This window comes from Shewanella sp. ECSMB14102 (genome assembly GCF_000813075.1).
GTDB lineage: Bacteria > Pseudomonadota > Gammaproteobacteria > Enterobacterales > Shewanellaceae > Shewanella > Shewanella indica.
On the sequence record NZ_JWGX01000042.1, the window covers coordinates 1 to 20,365 of the forward strand.

Genomic DNA, 20,365 nt, shown 5'->3' on the forward strand with positions numbered 1-20,365 from the left:
TCAGATCATGGAAAGCGAAAAAGGTTCCGCTTATTTAGGCAACAACGCCAGTTACACCTGCACAATCGGAACCAGATTTTTATACTGGCCTCAGAGGCCGTCCAGTTGTTGGGGCGATTGTGTGCGGATTACCCATTTGGGCACAGGTTTCCCTGATGCCGGATAGATGTAAGCAACAACCCAAAACCAGATTTAGTACTTGCAAAACGGAGGTAATCCATAGATGTAAAAAGTTGTGCTGCTCATGCCAAGCTCCCGGCAAAGCTCTAGAATCGGTGTATCAGCTTCAGCTTGCTTGAGAACGACGATAATCTGACTATCCGCGTATCACGATTTTTTCATGTCGAATCCCCTGCGTCTAATGTACGAGAAAATTCTACTTTTGGCTGCTGTTATTTTCCGGGGGAACTACCCCTAGTTTTGGAAGTAGACGGTTTTTCTCATGCGTTTATTGTTGACTATTTGTCATAATGTAGTAGTTTTGTTATCGTCAGGTTAACCCCTTGATGTGGTTATGTTTGAGAGCTCGATGTGATTAAGAAATTCGAGTGACAATAATCTAATGGAATGAAGAATATGACAGCAATAAGTAATGTATCAAACGCAATAAGAATGGCTTTGTTTGCCACGTCTGGCGTAGCTTTGTTAGCAAGTCCTGGTGTTTATGCAGAAGAAGAACAAATAGAACGTATCGAAGTTACTGGGTCAAAAATCAAGCGTATTGGTGAGTTATCTCCAACGCCAATTACAGTAATTACGGGTGCGCAAATGATGGAAATGGGTATCACAAACGTTGCTGATATCTTGAACAAACTGCCATCATCAACAGTTGGCATTTCGCCAGAAACATCTAATAATACTATTTTTGCCAGTGGGTTAAATAAGACCAACCTACGTGGTCTAGGTAGTGACCGTACACTTGTTTTGGTTAATGGCCGTCGCTTTGTGGCTGGTTCAAGTGGAGATTCTGCGGTTGATTTGAATACCATTCCTACCGCGATGGTTGCTCGAATGGAAGTCATTACCGGAGGTGCCTCTGCGGTTTATGGATCAGACGCAATCGCTGGTGTGATTAATATTATTACGCGGGACGATGTGCAAGGTGTAGAGCTCGATGCTTCTTACACGCAACCAGAACAGAGTGGTGGTGAAGAGAGCCAATTTTCCGTTACTGCTGGCGGCGATTTTCTTAATAACAAACTTTCAACAGCTTTCAATTTCACCTATGCAAAGCAGAAAGAGTTACGTCCTACCGACCGAGATTTTTTAAATAATCCTGTAAGTAGTATTTATAACCCTGATACTTCGGACGGTGCTCCAACGCGGATTCCATATTATGGACGCAAACCGCTTTCTTGGATTAATGAAGCCGGTACATTCTTTGCCAATGATGGCCAACAGTATACTTTTGATAAAGACGGAAACATGAAAATCTTCGATTATGGTGAAGGTTTGATTGATGGTCCGGGTACCAATGGTAACTACTGCGGACCGAGTTGTGAAGGCTATGACCCTGTCGATTACGGACAAATCCGTACGCCGCTTGAGCGTAAAGTGTTCACATTAAATACTGATTATGAGATTAATGATAATCATAAACTATTTTCTGAAATCACTTATGTAGATTATCAGTCGAATGGCGAGAGTACACCAGTTTTCCACTCAAGCAATAGATTGTATGCGGATAACGCTTTCCTTACTGATGAAGCCCGACAGTTGATGACTGATACAGGAATGTCAAGTCTAAATCTTTATCGTATAGATAGAGAGTTCGGTAATCGTACTTATAACCAAGATCGCGAAACACTGCGTGTACTTGTTGGTATCGAAGGTGTTATCAGTGAAAACTGGGATTACTCTTTCCACGCCCAACGAGGTCAGCTAGATGAGACAACGGTTTGGAGAGGTGAAATTTGGGCCGATCGTTACGATAAAGCTAAAGACGCTGTTTTCGCCGCTGATGGTAGCATAGTTTGTCGTGATGCTGACGCACAAGCTGCTGGATGTATTCCGCTAAATCTATTTGGTGAAAATCAGGCAAGCCAAGAAGCAATTGATTGGGTCAGCACCAGTGCCGGTCGTACGGCGAAGACTACACAAACGACCGCAGGTTTAGTCATTAATGGTGCAATGTTTGAGCTTCCTGCAGGATATATCAGTGCAGCATTTAGTGCCGATTATCGTAAAGAAGAGTCGGAAACAACACCTGATCAAGCACTTATCGACGGTACTATTTTTGGTAATACGGCTAACCCCATGAAAGGTGAGTATGATGTTACTGAGTTTGCCGTTGAATTTAGTATTCCATTATTGTCTGATACATTCCTTGCGCATGATTTAGACCTTGATTTAGCGTATCGATGGATGGATTACAGCACGGCAGGTCAAGATGATGCATGGAAAATAGGCTTAAACTGGGCTCCTATTAAAGATCTGCGTATTCGTGCTACTAAGTCAAAATCTGTGCGGGCACCTAACATTGGCGAATTGTTCGACCCAGCAGGACAAACTTTTGAAAGTTTCACCGATGTATGTGATGCGATCAATGTCGAGTTAGGTCCAAATGCTAATCGTAAGAAAAACTGTCAAGCTGTTGGTCTACCGCAGGGTTGGAACCCCAGTGATGAGTGGTACTTAAGTAATCACCCTGGTAGTAATGCTGGTAACCCAGATCTCCAAGCTGAGACATCTAACGATTACACAATCGGTGCGATTTATACTCCAAGTTATATAGAAGGTTTTTCTTTAACTGTTGATTACTGGGCGTTTGAGATTACTGATGCTATTTCGTATATTGACGTCGCTACTGCAGTTCGTTATTGCTATGACTCTGAATCATTAGATAATGTATACTGTAGTCGCTTTACTCGCGATGCATCTACAGGAGATATTATCGACTTCGTACAGTCGCCCGTTAACTCAGCATCATTTGATGTTAAGGGTGTAGATATTGAAGCCATGTACGATATTCCAACGGATAATTTTGGTGACTTCAAGATCCATGTTATCGCAACATATTTAGAACAGTGGGAAACTAATCCTACAGGGTTTGCTGCAGATCTTCAGGTTGATGTTGGTGAGTACACTGATCCGCGCTGGAAGGCTATGTTTAGTCTTGCATGGGAATATGATGCACTGAGTCTAGAAGCGAGAAGTAACTACCGTCATTCTGCTGTAGCTTCTAATGACTGGAAACCGGAGAATAACAACTATAACGACATTCCGTCGTATACTGTTTGGGATTTCACGGGTTCTTATGACTTTACAGATTCGTTCTCTCTTCGTTTCGGTGTGAAAAATGCGTTCGATATTGCACCGCCACGTAACCCATATGTTTATGATGGCGCGGGTTATTACGATACTACCGGTCGTGCATTCTTTCTTGGTGCAAACTATAAGTTATAACCTGATTTTTAAGGTATGAGTTGTAGATAACAGAAAACCAGTTGTTAACAGCAACTGGTTTTTATCCTAATCAGAAACCATATAATCTCGATGAATCATTATTTTTCATGTCGAATCTCCTGCGTCTAATGTACGAGAAAAATTCTACTTATTGCTGCTGTTATTTTTCAAGAAGACTACCGGTGGACTGAAAGTCTGTTCATTCAAGGCAGTTGACTGCTGCGCTATGGCGCCCATCAGACGAGACAGGCCTATGGGGAAGTTTGCAGAGTCGCCAGCCTTGGGTTCAAAGGAAGGCGCGGACTTTTCAGCGGCCGGTTCTGCGGCTCCCAACAGGTTTTGACTCAGCTCAGGCTTTGGTGCGGCGGCAAGTCTCTGGATCCCGGCCTCTTCTCTTGCCTGGTTATATTTACGCATCGCCTCGGCGGCGACCCGGATATCGGCCATAGAGGGATCGACAGGTGCCATCGCCGCCGCATAGACCTGTTTCATTTTCGCCATGGTCGCCAGTGGATCGCCGTTCACTACAGAGACATCTATCTGAACTTCACCTTCCACCGCGTAACGTTTGCCATCGGGTCCTTTCTCGAATTCAAATGCCGGTTGTCCGGCATGGCTCCCGCCTACCGCGGCATGAGCCTGTTCATGGGAGCGCACCAGGGTATCGCGCTTCATCAGAGAGTCGATTTCCCGCTCAAGCGCCTGTTGCTCACGACTCTCACGGTTCTGCTGCTGTTTCTGTTGCGCCTCATCCGGCTTGGGTTCAGCGGCGCTTGTAGTATTCGACTCCCCGGTTGACTGACGAGCTGCCCCATAATCCCCTTCTTTTACTTCGCTTCCTGCCTGGCTCGATGAGCGACTCGAAGAGTTGCCGGAAGTGTTGTCAAAAGCCTGCTCTGCCCCACCCATAGAGTTGGCGGAAGTATTTGCGCCATTAAAAGCGGGAACCTCAGGCGCTTCTCCCGCTAAAGTTACTGGTATCGCAGGGCCGCCGGCAACATCTGCACCTTGGCCGGAAAAGGCAGATGCTTGAGTCGATGTCCCCGCGAGCGGCATCGATGCTTGAACCTCTCCATGCCAATGGCCTGAGCTGGACAAGGCCGCTGCCCCAAGGGCTCCTTTAGTCAAACTGACCAGTGCTTCCCGCGGCGGCTTTTCAATTTGAGGCTCTGAATGTTGCGCAGCTGAACCTTGGTGCGGGCTCGAATTGACTGAACTTGTATTGACTGGGCTTTGATTTCCCGAGCTCGGGTTTATTGGGCTCGGGTTTATTGAGCTGGGCTTTACGCCACTTATCTGAGAGGGATTTTCCTGAGAGGGATTTTGACTGGCGGAGATTTTACCGGCAGGGTTGGCACTGAGAGGCGATTGGTTTATGGAGCTGCCACTGCTTAAGCTGGCAATTGACGAGCTTGGCCGCCGGGACACGGCTGTTGCCGTCAGCCCCGCGCCGGCCAGCGCGCCAACCATATATTACACCTCGATATCTATGATACTGCCCAAGGTGTCGGATGCGCGTTCAATCACCTCTACTGAAGCTTGACCCTGGGCCTTGGATTCCAATGCCGATACCAGTGCCGAGGTTTTGTCTGCCTCCTCAACTGGGCGGGCCGAATCGGCCTGCTGCGCAGGTGCCGGACGGGCGATATCCACTGTTGCCTGAGTCAGGCCGGACTGGGCGCTTTGCAGCCCTTGAACTCCCGCCGAAAAAGCCGATGGAATTTGCATAATTGCCCCTTGTCTGTATTGGACTGTGGATTGTCGTTCTGTGGTTAAAATCAGTTGCTACCATTTCAACCACAGCTTTGAACGATTATTGGTCAATTCGGTGCAGATGTACAGCCCGAAAGGTTCATGCGCCTTGATGGGTTACCGCAAAAGAGGCGCCTGCGAGCCAACTCGCGTCCCAATCTTTCCACACAGGTTGCATGCCTTGTGCTCGAATGGCACTGACCACCTCAGGGACAGTTCGCTCATCACTTATCTGGAACTGATCCAGCTGCAACTTGGGATTGCTGTAACCACCTGGCTCTGTTGAGCTGGCGGCACTCACATGAGTGATCCCAAGGGGCAATAGATTGTCCCTGAGTGAGGCGCTCTCCCGGGTAGAGAGACTCAACTCCAGCGCCGGGCTGAACAAGCGCATGGCGCAGATTAACTGCACCAATCCGGCATCATCCAGAGTCACAGCCGGCGTTACCCCACCAACGCAGGGCCTGAGCCTTGGCAGCGACACGCTGAAGCGGCTACGCCAGTACTTTTGCTGCAGATAGTCCAGATGCAATCCCATCAGTGCCGAGTCCAGGCGCCAATCATCCAGCCCGAGCAAGACCCCCAGGCCTATCTTGTCGACCCCGGCCCTGGCGGCTCTGTCCGGTGTATTAAGCCTGAAACCAAAGTCCTTTTTATTGCCTCTAAGATGATGGCGGTCATAGGTGGCGGGCTGATAGGTTTCCTGATATACCATCACGGCATCCAGTCCCTCATCAACCAGGCGCCGATAGCCCGCTTCGGCGAGGGGCTGCACTTCAATCGCCAGATAGCTGAAGTCCTGCTTGAACCTCAAAAGCGCCTTGGCAAAATAATCCAGCCCTACCTTGGTTTCATGTTCGCCGGAAACCAGCAATACAGAATCAAAGCCGCGCTGCTTGAGAATGGCAATTTCAGCATCCAGTTCGGCCTGGCTTAGGGTCTTGCGGCGAATTTTATTGCTCATGCTGAAACCGCAGTAGTCGCAATCATTGGCGCATAGATTGGAAACATAGAGCGGCGCATAGAGACCTATGTTGGCGCCGAACTTCTTGCGGGTGAGCGCTGCAGAGAGCTGCGCCATAGGCTCGAGAAATTCCCGGGCCGCCGGTGACAAAAGAATGGGCAAGGCCGAGGGATTGTGCGCTATCGTCTCGGGCCGCGCCAGACAACGCTCAACCTCGGCGGCGCTGACACTGGCAATAGCAAGGCGCAGTAGATCTCTGTCGATAGCGGTAAAACGCTCGAGAAAATCAGCCATGGTTTTCTCCCAGATTGAGAAACCCGGTCAGCGGACTGGTGTTTTGGGCTCGATTGCTGATGGCCCCGAGTCCGGCAAGATAGGCCGCTCGCCCGGCGCGCACCGCATCTTTGAAGCTACTCGCCATGGTCACGGGATCCAAGCTGGAGGCGATGGCAGTATTGACCAGCACGGCATCGGCGCCCAACTCCATCGCCCGCATCGCCTGAGACGGCGCGCCGATCCCGGCATCCACCACCACAGGTACATTGGCCTGCTCTATGATGATCTTCAAAAAGGGTTCTGTGGCCAGCCCCTGATTGGAACCTATGGGACTGCCAAGCGGCATCACGGCGGCGCAGCCTACCTCTTCGAGGCGCAAGCACAGCACGGGATCGGCATGCACATAAGGCAGTACGGTAAAACCATCGCTGCACAAGACTCGGGCCGCTTCCAGTGTTTCTACCGGATCCGGCAATAGATAACGGGGATCCGGGTGGATCTCCAGCTTCAATAGTTGGGTGCCCAGCATCTCCCGCGCCAGCTCGGCGGCAAAAATCGCCTCCCTGGCATTGCGGGCCCCGGCGGTATTGGGCAGCAGCTGCACGCCGCGCTCTTTGAGCGGTGCCAGCAATTCATCACTGCCCTGGTTAAAATCGAGCCGCTTCATCGCCACAGTAACCAACTCGGCGCCGCTGGCCACGAGCGAGCGTTGCATCAGCTCTGCCGAAGCAAACTTGCCGGTGCCGCCAAACAGCCTGGATTGAAACTCAAACTCGCCAATTTGCAACATATCAACCTCCGGCAACGGCGGAAAACAGCTCGAGGCTGTCTCCGTTTTGACATTCAAGCTCTGGCCACTGAGATCTGGGCACTACGGCGCCATTACGCACCAGCGCCACGCTGCCAGGCGCTATCTCACACCACTCGAGCAGCTGTAACAGCGTCATAGCTTCAGGCAACTCTTTGACTTGATTGTTTATCTTAATTTGCATCGCAATTCTCCTCACGGCTAAGCTCTGGGCGCCCTTTCATGAATTGGGTTTGTGTTTTATGTCCAGCCTGAGTGTGGGTTTGACAGCAAAGACATGCCGGGTCGGCGCAAAGCGCAGCCTCACGTACGCTTAAAGTGCGGCAATCCAAGCTGATGAGCCGTCCCAGGGTGCTGCGCTCTCCAAGCAGAGTATTGATGGCTGCCAGCGACTGCATCGCCGCCAGGGTTTGCACCGCAGGACCCAACACCCCCATGTCGCGGCAGCGCCCCGAGCCAGTGCTATCCCGAGGGAACAGGCATTCATAACAGCCCGCCTCTGGGTTAAGCCAAGGGGCGGTATGACACAATAGGCCGGAATCGGCGCTGATCGCCGCCGCAATCAGCTCTTTGCCCAACTTCACACAGGTTTGGTTAAGGTTATGACGGCAAAGAAAATTGTCGCTGGCATCCAATACCAATGACGCCTCACTAATAAGCTCCGCGCTCTTGGGGCCAAATAGCTTGGGCTCAATCTCAATCAGGCAGTTTGGATAATCGCGCCCCAGCTTTTCCTTGGCCACGTCGACCTTCAAACGGCCGATATCCTGCTCGTTGTAGAGCAGTTGCCTCGGCAGATTACCCAACTCGACAATATCGGGATCGATTAGAATGAGACGCCCTACTCCGGCGGCGGCCAAAGAGCGCGCCAGATGATGACCAAGACCTCCGAGCCCCACTATGGCGACCGTCTTTACCTGTAAGGCGAGCTGCCCCGCTTCTGAGACTCTGGGCAGCAGCAACTGGCTACCGTAACGGATAAAGTCGCGATCGCTCAGCCCGGTACAGTCCTGACCCCCAGCACAGTCCTGAACCCCAGCACGGCCCAGAACTCCAGTACCATCCCGCTCAGCTGCACCTTCCTGAAGCCCGGCATTTTGTTGAGCATAGCTAATCCCGCTTGCAATCGTGGCTGCTCGCCCTAACCAGCTTTGTGTCAGGTGCCTGAAAGCCGTTACCGGTTCGGCGGCCTCGGTAATGGCCCGCACCACGGCGACATTGGCCACTCCGGTATGCTTGACGGCATCAAGGTTATGCTCGTCAATGCCGCCAATGGCGACCGTCGGCAGCAAGGAGCCGAAGGTTTCGCTATAGGCAGCAAGGCGCGTCAGTCCCTGGGGCAGAGACGGCATCACTTTGGTCTTGGTGGCAAAGATATGTCCGAGAGCCAGATAACTGGGCCTGTGGCGCAATGCAAGCAGCGCCTCGAAATAACCATGACTGGATAACCCCAGCGCCATACCCGCCCCTTGAATGGCCTCAAGGGATGCCTGGCTGAGATCCTCCTGGCCCAAATGCACACCAAAGGCGCCGTGGGCAATGGCCTGTTGCCAGTGATCATTGATAAAGACCCGCGCCTGGTATTGGCGCCCGAGCGCGATGGCGCGAATGATCGCCTGCTCGGCGCTCGAACCTGGCTGTACTACCCCCTTGAGCCGCAATTGAATGGTGCGGCAACCTGCTTTGAGTAAGGCTTCCAGCAATTCGACATCGGCCACGACCGGGTAGATACCTAAATTATGAGGCAGTGTTTTAAAGCCTTCAGCACTAGCGCCTTTAACACCAACGCCTTTAGCACTAACAGCATCAGCAGAGGTTGGCGCTGCAAGCCAAGGGGCGCCGAGCACCTGGGCTGGGTTGGCCCAGGGATAATCCTCCAGCGGCCAAATGACAGGCATAAGCTCGGCGGCCAGACAAGCCCCGGGGCGACCTAAAGGGCCGGGACCACGGCCGACCCGATAACTCTGCGCCAAAGCGCCATTGATATAGGCCTTGGCCAGAATTAGGGCATCGGGCAAGATCCAGTCGTGGGCCAAAAATGCCGCTATGGCACTGGATAGCGTGCAACCGCTGCCATGGTTGTTGCTGGATGCTTGCCTTGGGCTCGCCAACACAAACCCCTGCCGTTGATGCAACCCGGAGCTGTGAGGCAAGTCTTTAAAAAGCAATAAGTCTTCTGCCAGACCGCGCACGATCCCCGCCTCGAAATCCCCGCCCTTGGCCAAGAGATGGCAAGGCAGTTCGTTTGCCAGGCAAGTTGCCGCATCTTGCCAGGAAGGAAAGTCATGAATATCGCTGCGACTCAGCAATGCCAGCTCGTGAATATTGGGGGTCAGCACAGTGGCGAGCGCCGCCAGCGGCCGGTAATCCAGCCGCGCTGCGCCCGTTGCAGTACTCTTAGAGAGTGCATCGCCGCAACTGGCCACCATGACAGGGTCGACCACCAAAGGAACATCAGGCAGGTGCCGAGCCAACCAGTCACAAAGCAGCTGCAGCTGCGCTTGATTGGCAAGCAAGCCGATTTTTATCGCCTTGGGCGGCAAGTCACTGAGCAGAGCATTGAGCTGCGCCAGCAACATCTCCTCGCTCACCGCCTCGGTTAGCGTCACTGCCACACTGCTTTGGGCGGTCAAAGTGGTGATGACAGAGCAGCCATGGCAGCCAAGATTGCTCAAGGTGGCAAGATCGGCCTGGATACCGGCGCCGCCGCCACTGTCTGAGCCGGCTATGCTCCAGACTATCGGCCTTTTATCAGCCGCCATTTCAGGCTTCCTCTTCATAGCGTGTAGCCTCTGGCTTGGACTTGGACTTGGACTTAGGCTTTGGATTGGGATTGGACTCGGGTTTTGGATTGGATTCGGGTTTTGGATTGGACAAGGGCTTTTCGCCTACTGTTGCCGGTTGATACAGGGCGCTGCCAGCGGCCTTGAACTGCGCCGACATCCGCGCCATCCCCGCCTCGGCATCCAGTACTTCCAGCGGCTGTGCCATCAGTTCTTCTGCCTGCACAGGCTCGGTTTGGCGCTCTGCCGCGTCTGGCCCTGACGAATCCCCCGAAGCCATCTGAGATGCAGCCAGAGACGCAGCATAGTCGCGTACATCCTGGGTGATTTTCATCGAGCAGAATTTGGGGCCGCACATGGAGCAGAAATGCGCCACCTTGGCAGACTCCTGAGGCAGGGATTCATCGTGGAACGCCCGGGCGGTATCGGGATCCAACCCCAGGTTGTATTGATCTTCCCAGCGAAACTCGAATCTGGCCTTTGACAACGCATTGTCGCGCAGCTGGGCACCTGGATGTCCTTTGGCGACATCGGCGGCATGCGCCGCAATTTTGTATGCAATAAGCCCTTGTTTAACGTCTTCCTTGTTAGGCAAGCCCAGATGCTCCTTGGGGGTCACATAACAGAGCATGGCACAGCCGTACCAGGCAATCATCGCCGCGCCTATGCCAGAGGTGAAATGATCATAGCCGGGCGCAATATCCGTGGTCTGGGGCCCCAAGGTGTAGAAAGGCGCCTCATCACAGTACTCAAGCTGCTTGTCCATATTCTCCTTGATCAGCTGCATAGGAATATGGCCCGGTCCTTCGATTATGGTCTGCACATCGTACTCCCAGGCGATTTTCACCAGCTCACCCAAGGTTTCCAGCTCGGCAAACTGAGCCTCGTCGTTGGCATCGGCAATCGAGCCGGGGCGCATGCCGTCACCGAGCGACAGTGACACATCATAGGCGGCGCAAAGCTCACAGATGTCGCGGAAATGGCTGTAGAGGAAGTTTTCCTTATGATGGCTCAGGCACCACTTGGCCATAATGGAGCCGCCGCGGGATACCATGCCGGTCACCCGATTGGCCGTCATGGGCACATAGCGCAGCAAGACCCCGGCATGAATGGTGAAGTAATCCACTCCTTGTTCGGCCTGCTCTATCAGGGTGTCGCGAAACACTTCCCAACTGAGATCTTCGGCAATGCCGTTGACCTTTTCCAGCGCCTGATAGATGGGCACGGTACCTATGGGCACCGGCGAGTTACGCACTATCCATTCGCGGGTTTCGTGGATATAACGGCCGGTGGACAGATCCATCACCGTATCGGCGCCCCAACGGGTGGCCCACACCAGTTTTTCCACCTCTTCCTCGATGGAAGAGGTCACCGCCGAATTGCCGATATTGGCGTTAACCTTCACCAAAAAGTTACGGCCGATAATCATAGGCTCGGCTTCCGGATGGTTGATGTTGGCGGGAATAATGGCGCGGCCACGGGCCACTTCGCTGCGAACGAACTCAGGGGTTATCGGCGTGGCAACTATAGCGCCAAAGGCTTCTCCTTTGGCCTTGCGGGCCAGTTGCGGATCTTTGGCAAGCGCTTCATTGGCCCGGGCCATATTCTCACGAATGGCGATATATTCCATTTCAGGAGTGATAATGCCGGCGCGGGCGTAATGCAATTGGGTCACCCGCTTACCCGGCTTGGCCCGGCGCGGTTTGGGCAAAGCGTCGAATCTCAAATGATCCAGCCCTTCATCCGCCAGTCGCTGCTGGGTAAAACTGGAACTGACCTCGGTCAGCTCTTGCGTATCATCACGCTCTAAGATCCAGCCCTGGCGCAGTTTATCCAGGCCCTGGCGCACATTGATAGCCGCGTTGGGATCTGAATAAGGGCCGGCACAATCATAAACACGTACAACGGGATTGGGTTCAAATTGCGCGCTGCCATCTTGGGTTGGTATTCGGGTGTCTGTCTGCCTGATTTGGCGCATGGCAACCTGAATATCGGCCCGGGAGCCCTGAACAAACAGCTTCTGTGAATTGGGATGCTGCAAGGGTTTAAGGTTATCGATAAAAGCCTGGGCGGCCTCTCGGGTTTGACGACGATTGGATTGACGATTTGACATAAGCAAGCTCACTCTTTTGGAAAATGAAATTGCTTGTCAGGAGAGTTGAATAATAAGCGGCGCAAGCTGACTGATTAAACTCCTTGATTTGGAGTCCTCCTCCGGCGGTGTTGGCAGACTGACCTCGTGGTTTCAGGTCAGTTCAATGTCCGCTGGAGAAGCCAGATATCGCCTCGGCTCTTTAAAGCCTTTGGCATAGATTTTTGCTCGCAGTGGCTGCGGTAATGCTGCAGCTGAATGCTTGTTTCCTTCGCAGGTGCTAGCCTGATCAGGTTCAACGGATCCCGAATAAACGGTCTCAGCCCAGAGGGCACTCCGACAAGATTACTGCCGAGTATAAGCACAAGCGGAAGCGGGAAACAAGCCCGACAGCAAAACTCGCCGCAGGATTTAATCCATTAAAATCACAAGTTAATTATTTGAAGTTAATGCAAATATTTACAAAAATCTGGAAACCAATCTATTTCCAATCAAATAAATTGATTGCAAAACTCACTTACCAAGCCGCTTTAGACGGCTGGCCACCGCCTCCTTGAGTGCTTTTTCCATCTCTGTCTGACCGCACTTAAATGGAAACCCCAAGTTTTCGGCGTAGGGATTGAGCGGAGTCGGCACCTTGACGACCCGATAGCAGGTATCACCATCCTTGACGATACGGTTAGGGTCGAGCGGCAGATCCAGACTGGCCACTTTATTGAAATCATCGGCGTCATTGACCCAAAGCACCTCCATCTCCCCATCCATTTCACTGAGGCTCTTGCGTCCCGTAGCCTTATCCGCATATTGCTGTGATAGCTGCTGCAGCGCCTGCTGTTGAGAGTGTTGCAATACTTTTCGGGCAGACTTTAATGCGTTTGAACTGAAGTCCAGCTGAGCTTGCTCTGCCGGCTGCGATTTAAAGTCATTTGCTCGCTCTGGCGCAGGTACGGCTGCATTTTTCGTTTCTTCAATGACGCTACCAATAGGTTTAACGCTTTGATCCCGAATCTTGGGGACGCTTTGCTCATTCAGGTTTTTAACTCTGTCTTTCCGAGGGTTTTGCTCAGCTTCTTGAACAGCTTCTTGAACAGTTTCTTGCACAGCCACTTGTTCAGTCTCTTGCAGCGGCTCTTCGGCGGCCTGCTTTTGTGGCTCAGTGTTTTGTTGCTCGTTTTTTTGTGGCTCAGAACGCTTGCTTGAGTCAGCTTTTTTAACCTCTATCGCTTCCTTGGGCTGGGTTATTGCTTCTTCGGCCAAGGCTTCCGGCACTGGCGTTAACGGTTTTGGGCTGGGCTGACTGAAATAAAGATAGGATTGCAGCACCTTGGGTGTGGCAGGCTCTGTCACCACTCTTCGCCATTCTGCTTGCTGCCAAAACCAGGATAACCCCAGCAATAGCACTAAGTGCGCGGCTCCCGCCACGGTCCAACTACTGAAGGCGTTGCCCTTTGCCTCAGCATCCCCCTGCTCTGCTTTTTTAGCCATGCCAACTTGCGCCAGGCATTGGGGTTGAACCCCAAGCTGTTGACTAAAAAGCGATTGGTCAAAGAAAGGGTCAATCGAATGTATTTGAAAATGGCTTGGTTGGCAGGAACCTGTGTTAAGGATTTCATCCAGATCAAGCTCAAAGGCAGCATCCCTACCCGGAATGCTGAAGCTCAAGCTTGCCATTGTCGCCGGGCTTTCGTCTCGGCTGGCAATCAATTTATCTGAATGTGGAGGCATAAGCCGCTGATTTATCTTTCGCCAAATGTAAACTCAGTGTTAGAGAAAACCCTCGGTAAAAAGTTCATTCCCTTGTTTGAAAAGCAATTTACGCTACAAACTCAAATCGATGGCTTCAAACAAAACAGGTAAAACCTTTGTCAACTAAGGCTGACGGAATCCACTGAACAAATTAACTGTAAAAAGCGACTTGGAAGCCGGGCAACGAGTTGTTAAGGTGCAGTATTAGACGTTTGCAAAAAATGCAGATGATACGGTTTAAAGAACAAATCAATCTCAGCGAACAGGTGTACACTTTTATCTAGCCAGAGTGCCATAGCGCTGTTAGACTCACTTTCAATGAGGTCGAACCAGAAGAGTCAATCATGCCCAACAGTAAAGCTTCAGTCACTGCATCTCAATTTAATAGCCAATTTTCAGCTGGATATAGTCTGAATGAAGAGATAGCCAATGCCGTCAGCCATGGTTTGGGGGTGATTGCCGGCATTCTGGGGTTGGTGCTGATGTTGCTCAAGAGCTGGCATTCGCTGGATGCCATTCAGTTAACAGGTGTAACCATCTATGGCAGCAGTATTATCCTGCTGTTTCTCTGCTCGACCCTGTATCACAGCATTCCTCAGCCAGTGTGGAAGCGGCGCCTCAAGATGCTGGATCACTGCGCCATCTATCTGTTAATCGCCGGAACCTATACCCCGCTGATGTTAATTACTTTGGCCGATGCCCAGGAAGAATGGGTGCTGATAGCCATCTGGTTATTGGCACTGGGGGGAATAGTGTTCAAGAGCTGCTTTATTCACAGATTCAAGGCGCTGAGCCTGATATTGTATTTGGCTATGGGCTGGCTCTGCGTCGCCGTGTTGCCTGAGCTTATCGATAACCTGTCAACTGCCGGGTTCAACTTGCTGTTGGCCGGAGGCCTGAGCTACAGCTTGGGGGTGATCTTCTACGCCACCAAGGCGATCCCTTTCAATCATGCCATCTGGCATCTATTTGTATTGGGCGGCGCCGTTTGCCATTTCCTGTGTGTTTATCTGACGGTGATCTAACGCAGGCGAATAGGCTTAACTCAGCGCCGCCATAGAGAGACGGCTTCCGGCTTGCTGTGCCAACTCTAGTGCAGCTAGGCCGGAGCTCTTATCTCAGTTTGCCATTGATTAAATTCACTGAGTAACCTCCGAGCGGCGATACTATAGCCTCCACCCAAGTCTTGCCAAACAGCCGCAATACATTCCAAGGTACATAACCCGCCCTGGCGCTGATTGCGCCGTAACCGAAACGCTGAGCCCTGCTCTGCTTGCAGTTCGACTCTGGCAAGCGACTGCAGATAGGGGCTTTGGCGATACATCTTGCCGGCCTCCTGCCAGGTTGCATCGAGTATGACCAGCGAATTTAGCGGCTTCCCTAATTTCAGAGCAGTTTTCTGAACGGCTTCCTGAGTAGCGTCTTGAGGCAATGTTGCGCCCTGAGCCGGGCTTGGGTTTAGCTTTGAACTTGGGTCTGGAGTTGGATTTGGGTCTTGGTTTTGGCTTAAGTTTTGGCTTAAGTTTGGGCTTTCATTTGTAGCTTGAGTTCGCGAAATACTTTCTTCGGTTTGCGGATAGAGTAAGGCGGTTCGCCCCAAAGACAAGTGCTCCATTAACCAAGCATCCGGGGCTTTACGCGCCCACAGTACCCGCTTACACAGAGTCGGATAAGCATTAAGCGCCAGGGTGGCTGTATTACTGGCTCGATTCAGCTCTCTTTCATGGGTCAGCAGGATTATTTTCACAGGCAACAGCAGCTTAAAATGAGTTATCGGCTAATGGAAATCCCGCGAGTGTACCACCAGCGCGTGCATACTGCCCGAGATATCCTCCAGCCGACCGGCCAGCAGATGTAATACGCCGGACGAAAATTCCACGACCCCACTCACCTTGAGGATCCTGGCGCTCAAATAAGCCTGTCTCTGGGCTCTGGCCGTATCACTCCATACCACCAGATTAACATTACCGGTTTCATCTTCGAGGGTGATAAAGGTGACTCCACTGGCGGTGCCAGGCCTTTGCCTGCCGACCACCAGCCCAGCCACAGTCACATTCTGGCCATGACGGCACTGCCACAAAGAGGCGGCGCTGTGACACTTGCCGAGTAACCCCTGTTCTCTGAGCAGTGCCAGAGGATGGCGTCCCAGAGTTAGCCCGGTACAGGCGTAGTCAGCCAGCAAGGCATCGACTTCAGTGACCTCAGGCAAGGCACTTTCGGGGCGAAAATCGGCCTCGTCCGGCTGTTCAAACAAGGGCAAACTCTGCTGACGGGCGGCCAACTGCCACCTGATCTGATGACGATCGCCCCCCAGGGTAGCAAAAGCATTGGCGCTGGCCAGCGCCTCCTGCTCACGCCTTGGCAGTGCCAGAGCCGCCAACTGCGACAAGTGAGTAAAGCCCTCGCCCCGACCCGCGACTATCTTGGCGGCGTTGTGCTCGGATAACCCCTTGACCAACCTGAACCCAAGGCGCAGTGCCAAGGAACCATCGGTTTGTCGCTCCAGTGTGCTGTGCCACTGGCTGAGGTTGATGCAAACCGGCAACACCAGGCCGCCATGATGACGAAGATCCTGAATAAGCTGTGACGGGCTGTAAAAGCCCATGGGTTGACTGTTGAGCAAGGCGCAGCAAAACGCCACCGGGTAATAGTGTTTGAGAAAGGCCGAAACATAGGCCAGGAGCGCAAAGCTGGCCGAATGAGACTCGGGAAAACCATATTCGCCGAAGCCGCGGATCTGGCTGAATATCTGCCTGGCAAAGGTGTCACTGTAGCCTCGGGCCGTCATCCCCTGAAGCAGCTTGTGTTCAAATTGCTCCAGCTCGCCACTGCGTTTCCAGCTGGCCATGGCACGGCGCAGCTGATCGGCTTCCCCGCCACTGAAACCGGCGGCGACCATGGCCAATTGGATCACCTGCTCCTGAAAAATGGGCACCCCCAGAGTGCGTGACAATACATTTTCCACCTCGGCCGACGGAAAAGTGACCGACTCGATTTTATCGCGGCGGCGCAGAAAGGGATGCACCATGTCTCCTTGAATTGGCCCCGGGCGCACTATGGCTATCTGTATCACCAGATCGTAATAACAGGCGGGTTTAAGCCTGGGCAGCATGCTGGTCTGGGCTCGTGACTCCACCTGAAACACCCCCATACTGTCGCCCTGCTGCAACATACGATAGACAGCCGGATCTTCCCAGCGAATATCCGACATGGCAAAGGGATGAATGTGGCGGGAGAGCAACTCGAAACATTTGCGGATCGCCGTCAGCATTCCCAACGCCAATACATCGACCTTTAACAGCCCCAGGCTCTCGAGATCATCCTTGTCCCATTGGATCACTGTGCGCTTGGCCATGGCGGCATTCTCTACCGGCACCAGCTCGGCCAATGGCCCGGCCGAAATCACAAAGCCGCCGACATGTTGCGACAAGTGCCTTGGAAAACCCATCAGGGTCTCCACCAGCGGCAGCAGCCACTGCCCCAAACCTTGTTGTGGCAACAGCTTGCCTTGTTGCAACTGCTGCTGCCAAGGCACTTGCGGATCGCGGCGATCGACAGCGCCTATCAGCTCATCCAGCCGTTGCTCGCTGAGCCCCAGAGCCTTACCAACATCTTTCATGGCACTCTTGAAACGATAAGTGATCACACTGGCGGCCAGGGCTGCACGCTCACGGCCATATTTTTGGTAGATATACTGGATCACCTCTTCGCGGCGTTCATGTTCAAAATCGACATCGATATCCGGCGGCTCATGGCGCTCCTTGGAAATAAAACGCTCAAACAGCATGTTGACCTTGGTGGGATCCACCTCGGTGATCCCGAGGCAATAACAGACCACAGAGTTGGCGGCCGAACCTCGTCCCTGATGCAGTATCCCTTGCCTGGCGGCAAAACAGACCAGGTCATAGATGGTCAGGAAAAAGTATTCATAATTGAGCTCGGCAATCAGCTTGAGCTCGCGCCGATACTGAGTCTGCACTTCAGGTGGAACCGCCTCGCCAAAACGCCTGCTGGCGCCCTTTTCCACCTCTTGCGCCAGATATTCACTGGCACTTAGGCCGCTTGGCACCAACTCGGCCGGGTACTCATACTTGAGTTCATCCAGACTGAAATGACACCGGGACGCCAGCTCACAGCTCCTTGCCAACCAGGCTTGAGGGTGACGCCTGGCCATAGCAGTTATCGGCTTAAGCGCCATCTCGGCATTACCCGATAACAGCTCGCCGGCCATGGGCACGGCGCAGCCATGGAGGATACAGCTGAGTACATCGTGCAACCTTTGCCGCTCGGCAAGATGCATCTGCACATTACCGGCGGCGACACAGGGGAGGGAAAAACGATTCGACAGCGCCTCACAGGCCTCGAGATACCAGGCCTCTCCGGGTTGCAGTTGCCGCTCCATCAAGAGATAAAGCGGCAGTGAAAACGCGGCTTTAACCCGTGCCGTCAGGGTATTCAACTGTGCCAGACTGCGCTGCTGCAGCTGCGTCAGCCAAGGGGTTTGCTGACTTGGGCTTTGGTTGCCTATTCCCTGGTTTTTAGAGTTCTGATTATCGACATTCTGCTGACCAAGACTCTGGTGCTCAGTGCTTTGCAAGTCGGCTTGCACCAGCAACTCGCTCACTGATGGCGGCCGCCACAGGCAAAAGCAGCCGCGGTCAATGGCCGCAAAATCATCTAGGGTTAACCGATACTTGCCCTTTTCGGCCCGGCGCCGCCCTTTAGTTATCAGAGTGCTGATAAGACCATAACCCCGGCGATTTCTTGCCAGCAGCACCAGGCAGCCTTCCGGCAGGTGGAATTCGGCGCCGACAATCAGCTTGATACCGCTTTGTTTGGCGGCCTCATGCGCCTTGACCACACCCGCCAGAGAGCACTCATCGGTAATGGCGATGGCCTCATACCCCAGTTTGGCAGCCTGCTGCACCAACTCATCCGGGTGGGAAGCCCCGCGCAAAAAGCTGTAATTGGAAATAGCATGCAATTCGGCGTACATCAGCTGAACCAAGCATGAAGAAAGAGCCCATTAGCGGTGCGGAACAGCCAACACAGACCGCCGCTCTCCTTATGATGGGCAAGAAAATAATCCCGGCAGGGAAAAGGCCCTGAATGCCAGGGGCTCTGTAACCTTTCCGGCCCCCTAAGCAGCTCCACGGCTTCAGGAGCAATGGCTTGCGGCTCTTGCAGCAGCCAAAGAGGCCGCAGCGCCAGCGACGGCTGAACGGGCGGCCTTGCCGGTGGTGGCCAGCGAGTCAGGGGAGTCGCTGTACTGGCCAGTTCAGGCATGGGATCGGCCGCCAACACCAAAGAGCGCACCTTATGGTTACCTAACCTGGCCTGTAATCTGGCGAGTAATTGATTGGCATCCTGCTGCTGCCCTTCTCTGGACTCGGTCAACTCTCGACTGCCCTGCTGCTGCGACACAAACTGCTTGGCTCGCAGCTCAATATCGACGACCGGGCTCGGCAGTTGCAATCCTTCCAGCTGTAAGCGGCAGAGCTGAGATAGTCCCTGCAGTTGATATTCCCCGAAGGGATAGTTGAAGTTGAGTGTCAGTTGCAGCGCCGGGGTCTCTGGCTCGCGAAACTTCAGCCACAGCTCCAACTGTTGCACCGCCAACTGCCTGATCCGCAAATAGGTTGCCAATTCCCCCAGCAGTTTTTGCAATGGAAACAGCAATCCCTGAACCCACTCAACATCATGCAGCAAGGTCAACCTGGCCTGAAACTGTTCGGGTAACTCATATCCCTTGCGGCAACAGGGCAAACGCCCCTGGATTTGTGCCAGCAGCTGCAGCAAACCTTGACCAAAGCGCCGCCCCAACTCGGCAAGGGGTAAGGCATCAAGCATGGCTAGAGTCGTCAGCCCAAGCGCGCCGAGCCGCTGCCGTTCCTCTTGGGTCAATGGCAGCAAATCCAGTGGTAAATCCGGCGGTAAGCCGTGATGCACCTTGAGGCGCCCGGCTTTTTCAGCTGTGGGCGTGCTCATGAAGGCAGCTGATACCGCGCTGATGCCGACGTGAGTATGCCGCGCCAATATCGCCGCATCCAGCGGGCTGTGTGCCAGCACCAATGAGCATTCCAGACCATAGTCGGCGACTTCGTTGAGATAAGCCTCGACAATGGCGCTCAAACTGCCAAACAGTTTAACCATGGATCCCACTTCCAGCAGCAGGGTATCTGTAGGCCAGCGCGCATCGGCCGCACTTTGAGCCGCTTGTTCGGTAAGCCCGGATAACAACGGCGGCCAGACTCTGGCGCTGAAATCATAGCTCCACTGACATAACCAATCCCGCAACGCCTCGCTGTCCACCTCCTGCAGCGGCCAGAGTTGCAACTCTCCGAGCAGCGACTGAGCGCTGCCGATACTCATCCCAGCTGTAACGCCTTTTGCTTGAGCGGCGGGACAGGCCGAATGTATAACCAGCTTCCGGCTGTCATACAAGGCCATGGGGGGTTGGGGATCAAAAAGCTCTGACGCCGCAGCGGGTGGCACTGCTTTGGGCTGATTTTGGGTTTGGAACTGAGTTTGAACGCGTA

The 20,365-nt window shown here is 53.1% G+C and carries 13 protein-coding genes and 1 riboswitch; of the genes, 2 read left to right on the forward strand and 11 right to left on the reverse strand.

The genetic code is table 11. From position 1 onward, the window contains the following. Positions 1–576 precede the first annotated feature (576 nt). A complete protein-coding gene (locus RC73_RS14120; RefSeq protein WP_039035257.1) occupies positions 577–3,405 on the forward strand; it encodes a TonB-dependent receptor domain-containing protein in 2,829 nt (942 codons plus the stop codon). Positions 3,406–3,549: 144 nt separating this feature from the next. Here the strand turns inward: RC73_RS14120 and RC73_RS19910 are convergent, their stop codons facing one another. From RC73_RS19910 to RC73_RS19915, 8 genes are all read right to left on the reverse strand, one after another. After that, complete coding sequence (locus RC73_RS19910) at positions 3,550–4,461, reverse strand: putative metalloprotease CJM1_0395 family protein (protein WP_235370011.1); 912 nt, start codon at positions 4,459–4,461, stop codon at positions 3,550–3,552. A 417-nt stretch (positions 4,462–4,878) separates the two neighbouring features. Then, positions 4,879–5,133: a hypothetical protein gene (locus RC73_RS14130; protein ID WP_025888106.1), complete on the reverse strand. Its 255-nt coding sequence runs from the start codon at positions 5,131–5,133 to the stop codon at positions 4,879–4,881. A gap of 124 nt (positions 5,134–5,257) precedes the next feature. Then, positions 5,258–6,415 carry a 2-iminoacetate synthase ThiH gene (thiH, locus tag RC73_RS14135; RefSeq protein ID WP_039035258.1) on the reverse strand — a complete coding sequence of 386 codons (1,158 nt, stop codon included), beginning with the start codon at positions 6,413–6,415 and terminating at the stop codon, positions 5,258–5,260. Then, on the reverse strand, positions 6,408–7,187 hold the full coding sequence (locus RC73_RS14140) for a thiazole synthase (protein WP_039035259.1): 780 nt from the start codon (positions 7,185–7,187) through the stop codon (positions 6,408–6,410). The genes thiH and RC73_RS14140 overlap by 8 nt, the downstream gene beginning before the upstream one ends. A gap of 1 nt (position 7,188) precedes the next feature. After that, positions 7,189–7,389, reverse strand: a complete 201-nt coding sequence (thiS, locus tag RC73_RS14145; protein WP_039035260.1) for a sulfur carrier protein ThiS — start codon at positions 7,387–7,389, stop codon at positions 7,189–7,191. Further along, positions 7,379–9,967 carry a bifunctional hydroxymethylpyrimidine kinase/phosphomethylpyrimidine kinase gene (locus RC73_RS20145; protein ID WP_235370012.1) on the reverse strand — a complete coding sequence of 863 codons (2,589 nt, stop codon included), beginning with the start codon at positions 9,965–9,967 and terminating at the stop codon, positions 7,379–7,381. The genes thiS and RC73_RS20145 overlap by 11 nt, the downstream gene beginning before the upstream one ends. 1 nt (position 9,968) lies before the next feature. Beyond that, positions 9,969–12,101 carry a phosphomethylpyrimidine synthase ThiC gene (gene thiC, locus RC73_RS14155; protein ID WP_052248202.1) on the reverse strand — a complete coding sequence of 711 codons (2,133 nt, stop codon included), beginning with the start codon at positions 12,099–12,101 and terminating at the stop codon, positions 9,969–9,971. A 228-nt stretch (positions 12,102–12,329) separates the two neighbouring features. Next, positions 12,330–12,429: riboswitch (TPP riboswitch) on the reverse strand. 164 nt (positions 12,430–12,593) lie between these two features. After that, on the reverse strand, positions 12,594–13,751 hold the full coding sequence (locus RC73_RS19915; protein ID WP_160289580.1) for a hypothetical protein: 1,158 nt from the start codon (positions 13,749–13,751) through the stop codon (positions 12,594–12,596). Positions 13,752–14,170: 419 nt separating this feature from the next. Here RC73_RS19915 and trhA point away from each other — a divergent pair, with 419 nt between their 5' ends. Next, positions 14,171–14,851, forward strand: a complete 681-nt coding sequence (trhA, locus tag RC73_RS14165) for a PAQR family membrane homeostasis protein TrhA (protein ID WP_039035261.1) — start codon at positions 14,171–14,173, stop codon at positions 14,849–14,851. A 74-nt stretch (positions 14,852–14,925) separates the two neighbouring features. Here trhA and RC73_RS20150 read toward each other — a convergent pair whose 3' ends face one another. From RC73_RS20150 to RC73_RS14180, 3 genes are all read right to left on the reverse strand, one after another. Next, the gene (locus RC73_RS20150) at positions 14,926–15,573 is read right to left on the reverse strand and encodes a DTW domain-containing protein (RefSeq protein ID WP_071476974.1); all 648 of its coding nucleotides are present in this window, start codon (positions 15,571–15,573) and stop codon (positions 14,926–14,928) included. 30 nt (positions 15,574–15,603) lie between these two features. Next, a complete protein-coding gene (locus RC73_RS14175) occupies positions 15,604–18,822 on the reverse strand; it encodes an error-prone DNA polymerase (RefSeq protein WP_052248205.1) in 3,219 nt (1,072 codons plus the stop codon). Continuing rightward, positions 18,822–20,365 (reverse strand): Y-family DNA polymerase (locus tag RC73_RS14180; protein WP_235370013.1); only part of this gene is annotated, 1,544 nt, incomplete at its 5' end. The genes RC73_RS14180 and RC73_RS14175, both read right to left, overlap by 1 nt.

Bases quoted from the DNA above. Each gene is read 5' to 3' on its own strand.
- trhA (WP_039035261.1), top strand. From the start codon at position 14,171: ATGCCCAACAGTAAAGCTTCAGTCACTGCATCTCAATTTAATAGCCAA.
- RC73_RS14175 (WP_052248205.1), bottom strand. From the start codon at position 18,822: ATGTACGCCGAATTGCATGCTATTTCCAATTACAGCTTTTTGCGCGGG.
- thiC (WP_052248202.1), bottom strand. From the start codon at position 12,101: ATGTCAAATCGTCAATCCAATCGTCGTCAAACCCGAGAGGCCGCCCAG.
- RC73_RS14120 (WP_039035257.1), top strand. From the start codon at position 577: ATGACAGCAATAAGTAATGTATCAAACGCAATAAGAATGGCTTTGTTT.
- RC73_RS14130 (WP_025888106.1), bottom strand. From the start codon at position 5,133: ATGCAAATTCCATCGGCTTTTTCGGCGGGAGTTCAAGGGCTGCAAAGC.
- RC73_RS20145 (WP_235370012.1), bottom strand. From the start codon at position 9,967: ATGGCGGCTGATAAAAGGCCGATAGTCTGGAGCATAGCCGGCTCAGAC.
- thiS (WP_039035260.1), bottom strand. From the start codon at position 7,389: ATGCAAATTAAGATAAACAATCAAGTCAAAGAGTTGCCTGAAGCTATG.
- RC73_RS19915 (WP_160289580.1), bottom strand. From the start codon at position 13,751: ATGGCAAGCTTGAGCTTCAGCATTCCGGGTAGGGATGCTGCCTTTGAG.
- RC73_RS19910 (WP_235370011.1), bottom strand. From the start codon at position 4,461: ATGCCGCTCGCGGGGACATCGACTCAAGCATCTGCCTTTTCCGGCCAA.
- RC73_RS14140 (WP_039035259.1), bottom strand. From the start codon at position 7,187: ATGTTGCAAATTGGCGAGTTTGAGTTTCAATCCAGGCTGTTTGGCGGC.
- thiH (WP_039035258.1), bottom strand. From the start codon at position 6,415: ATGGCTGATTTTCTCGAGCGTTTTACCGCTATCGACAGAGATCTACTG.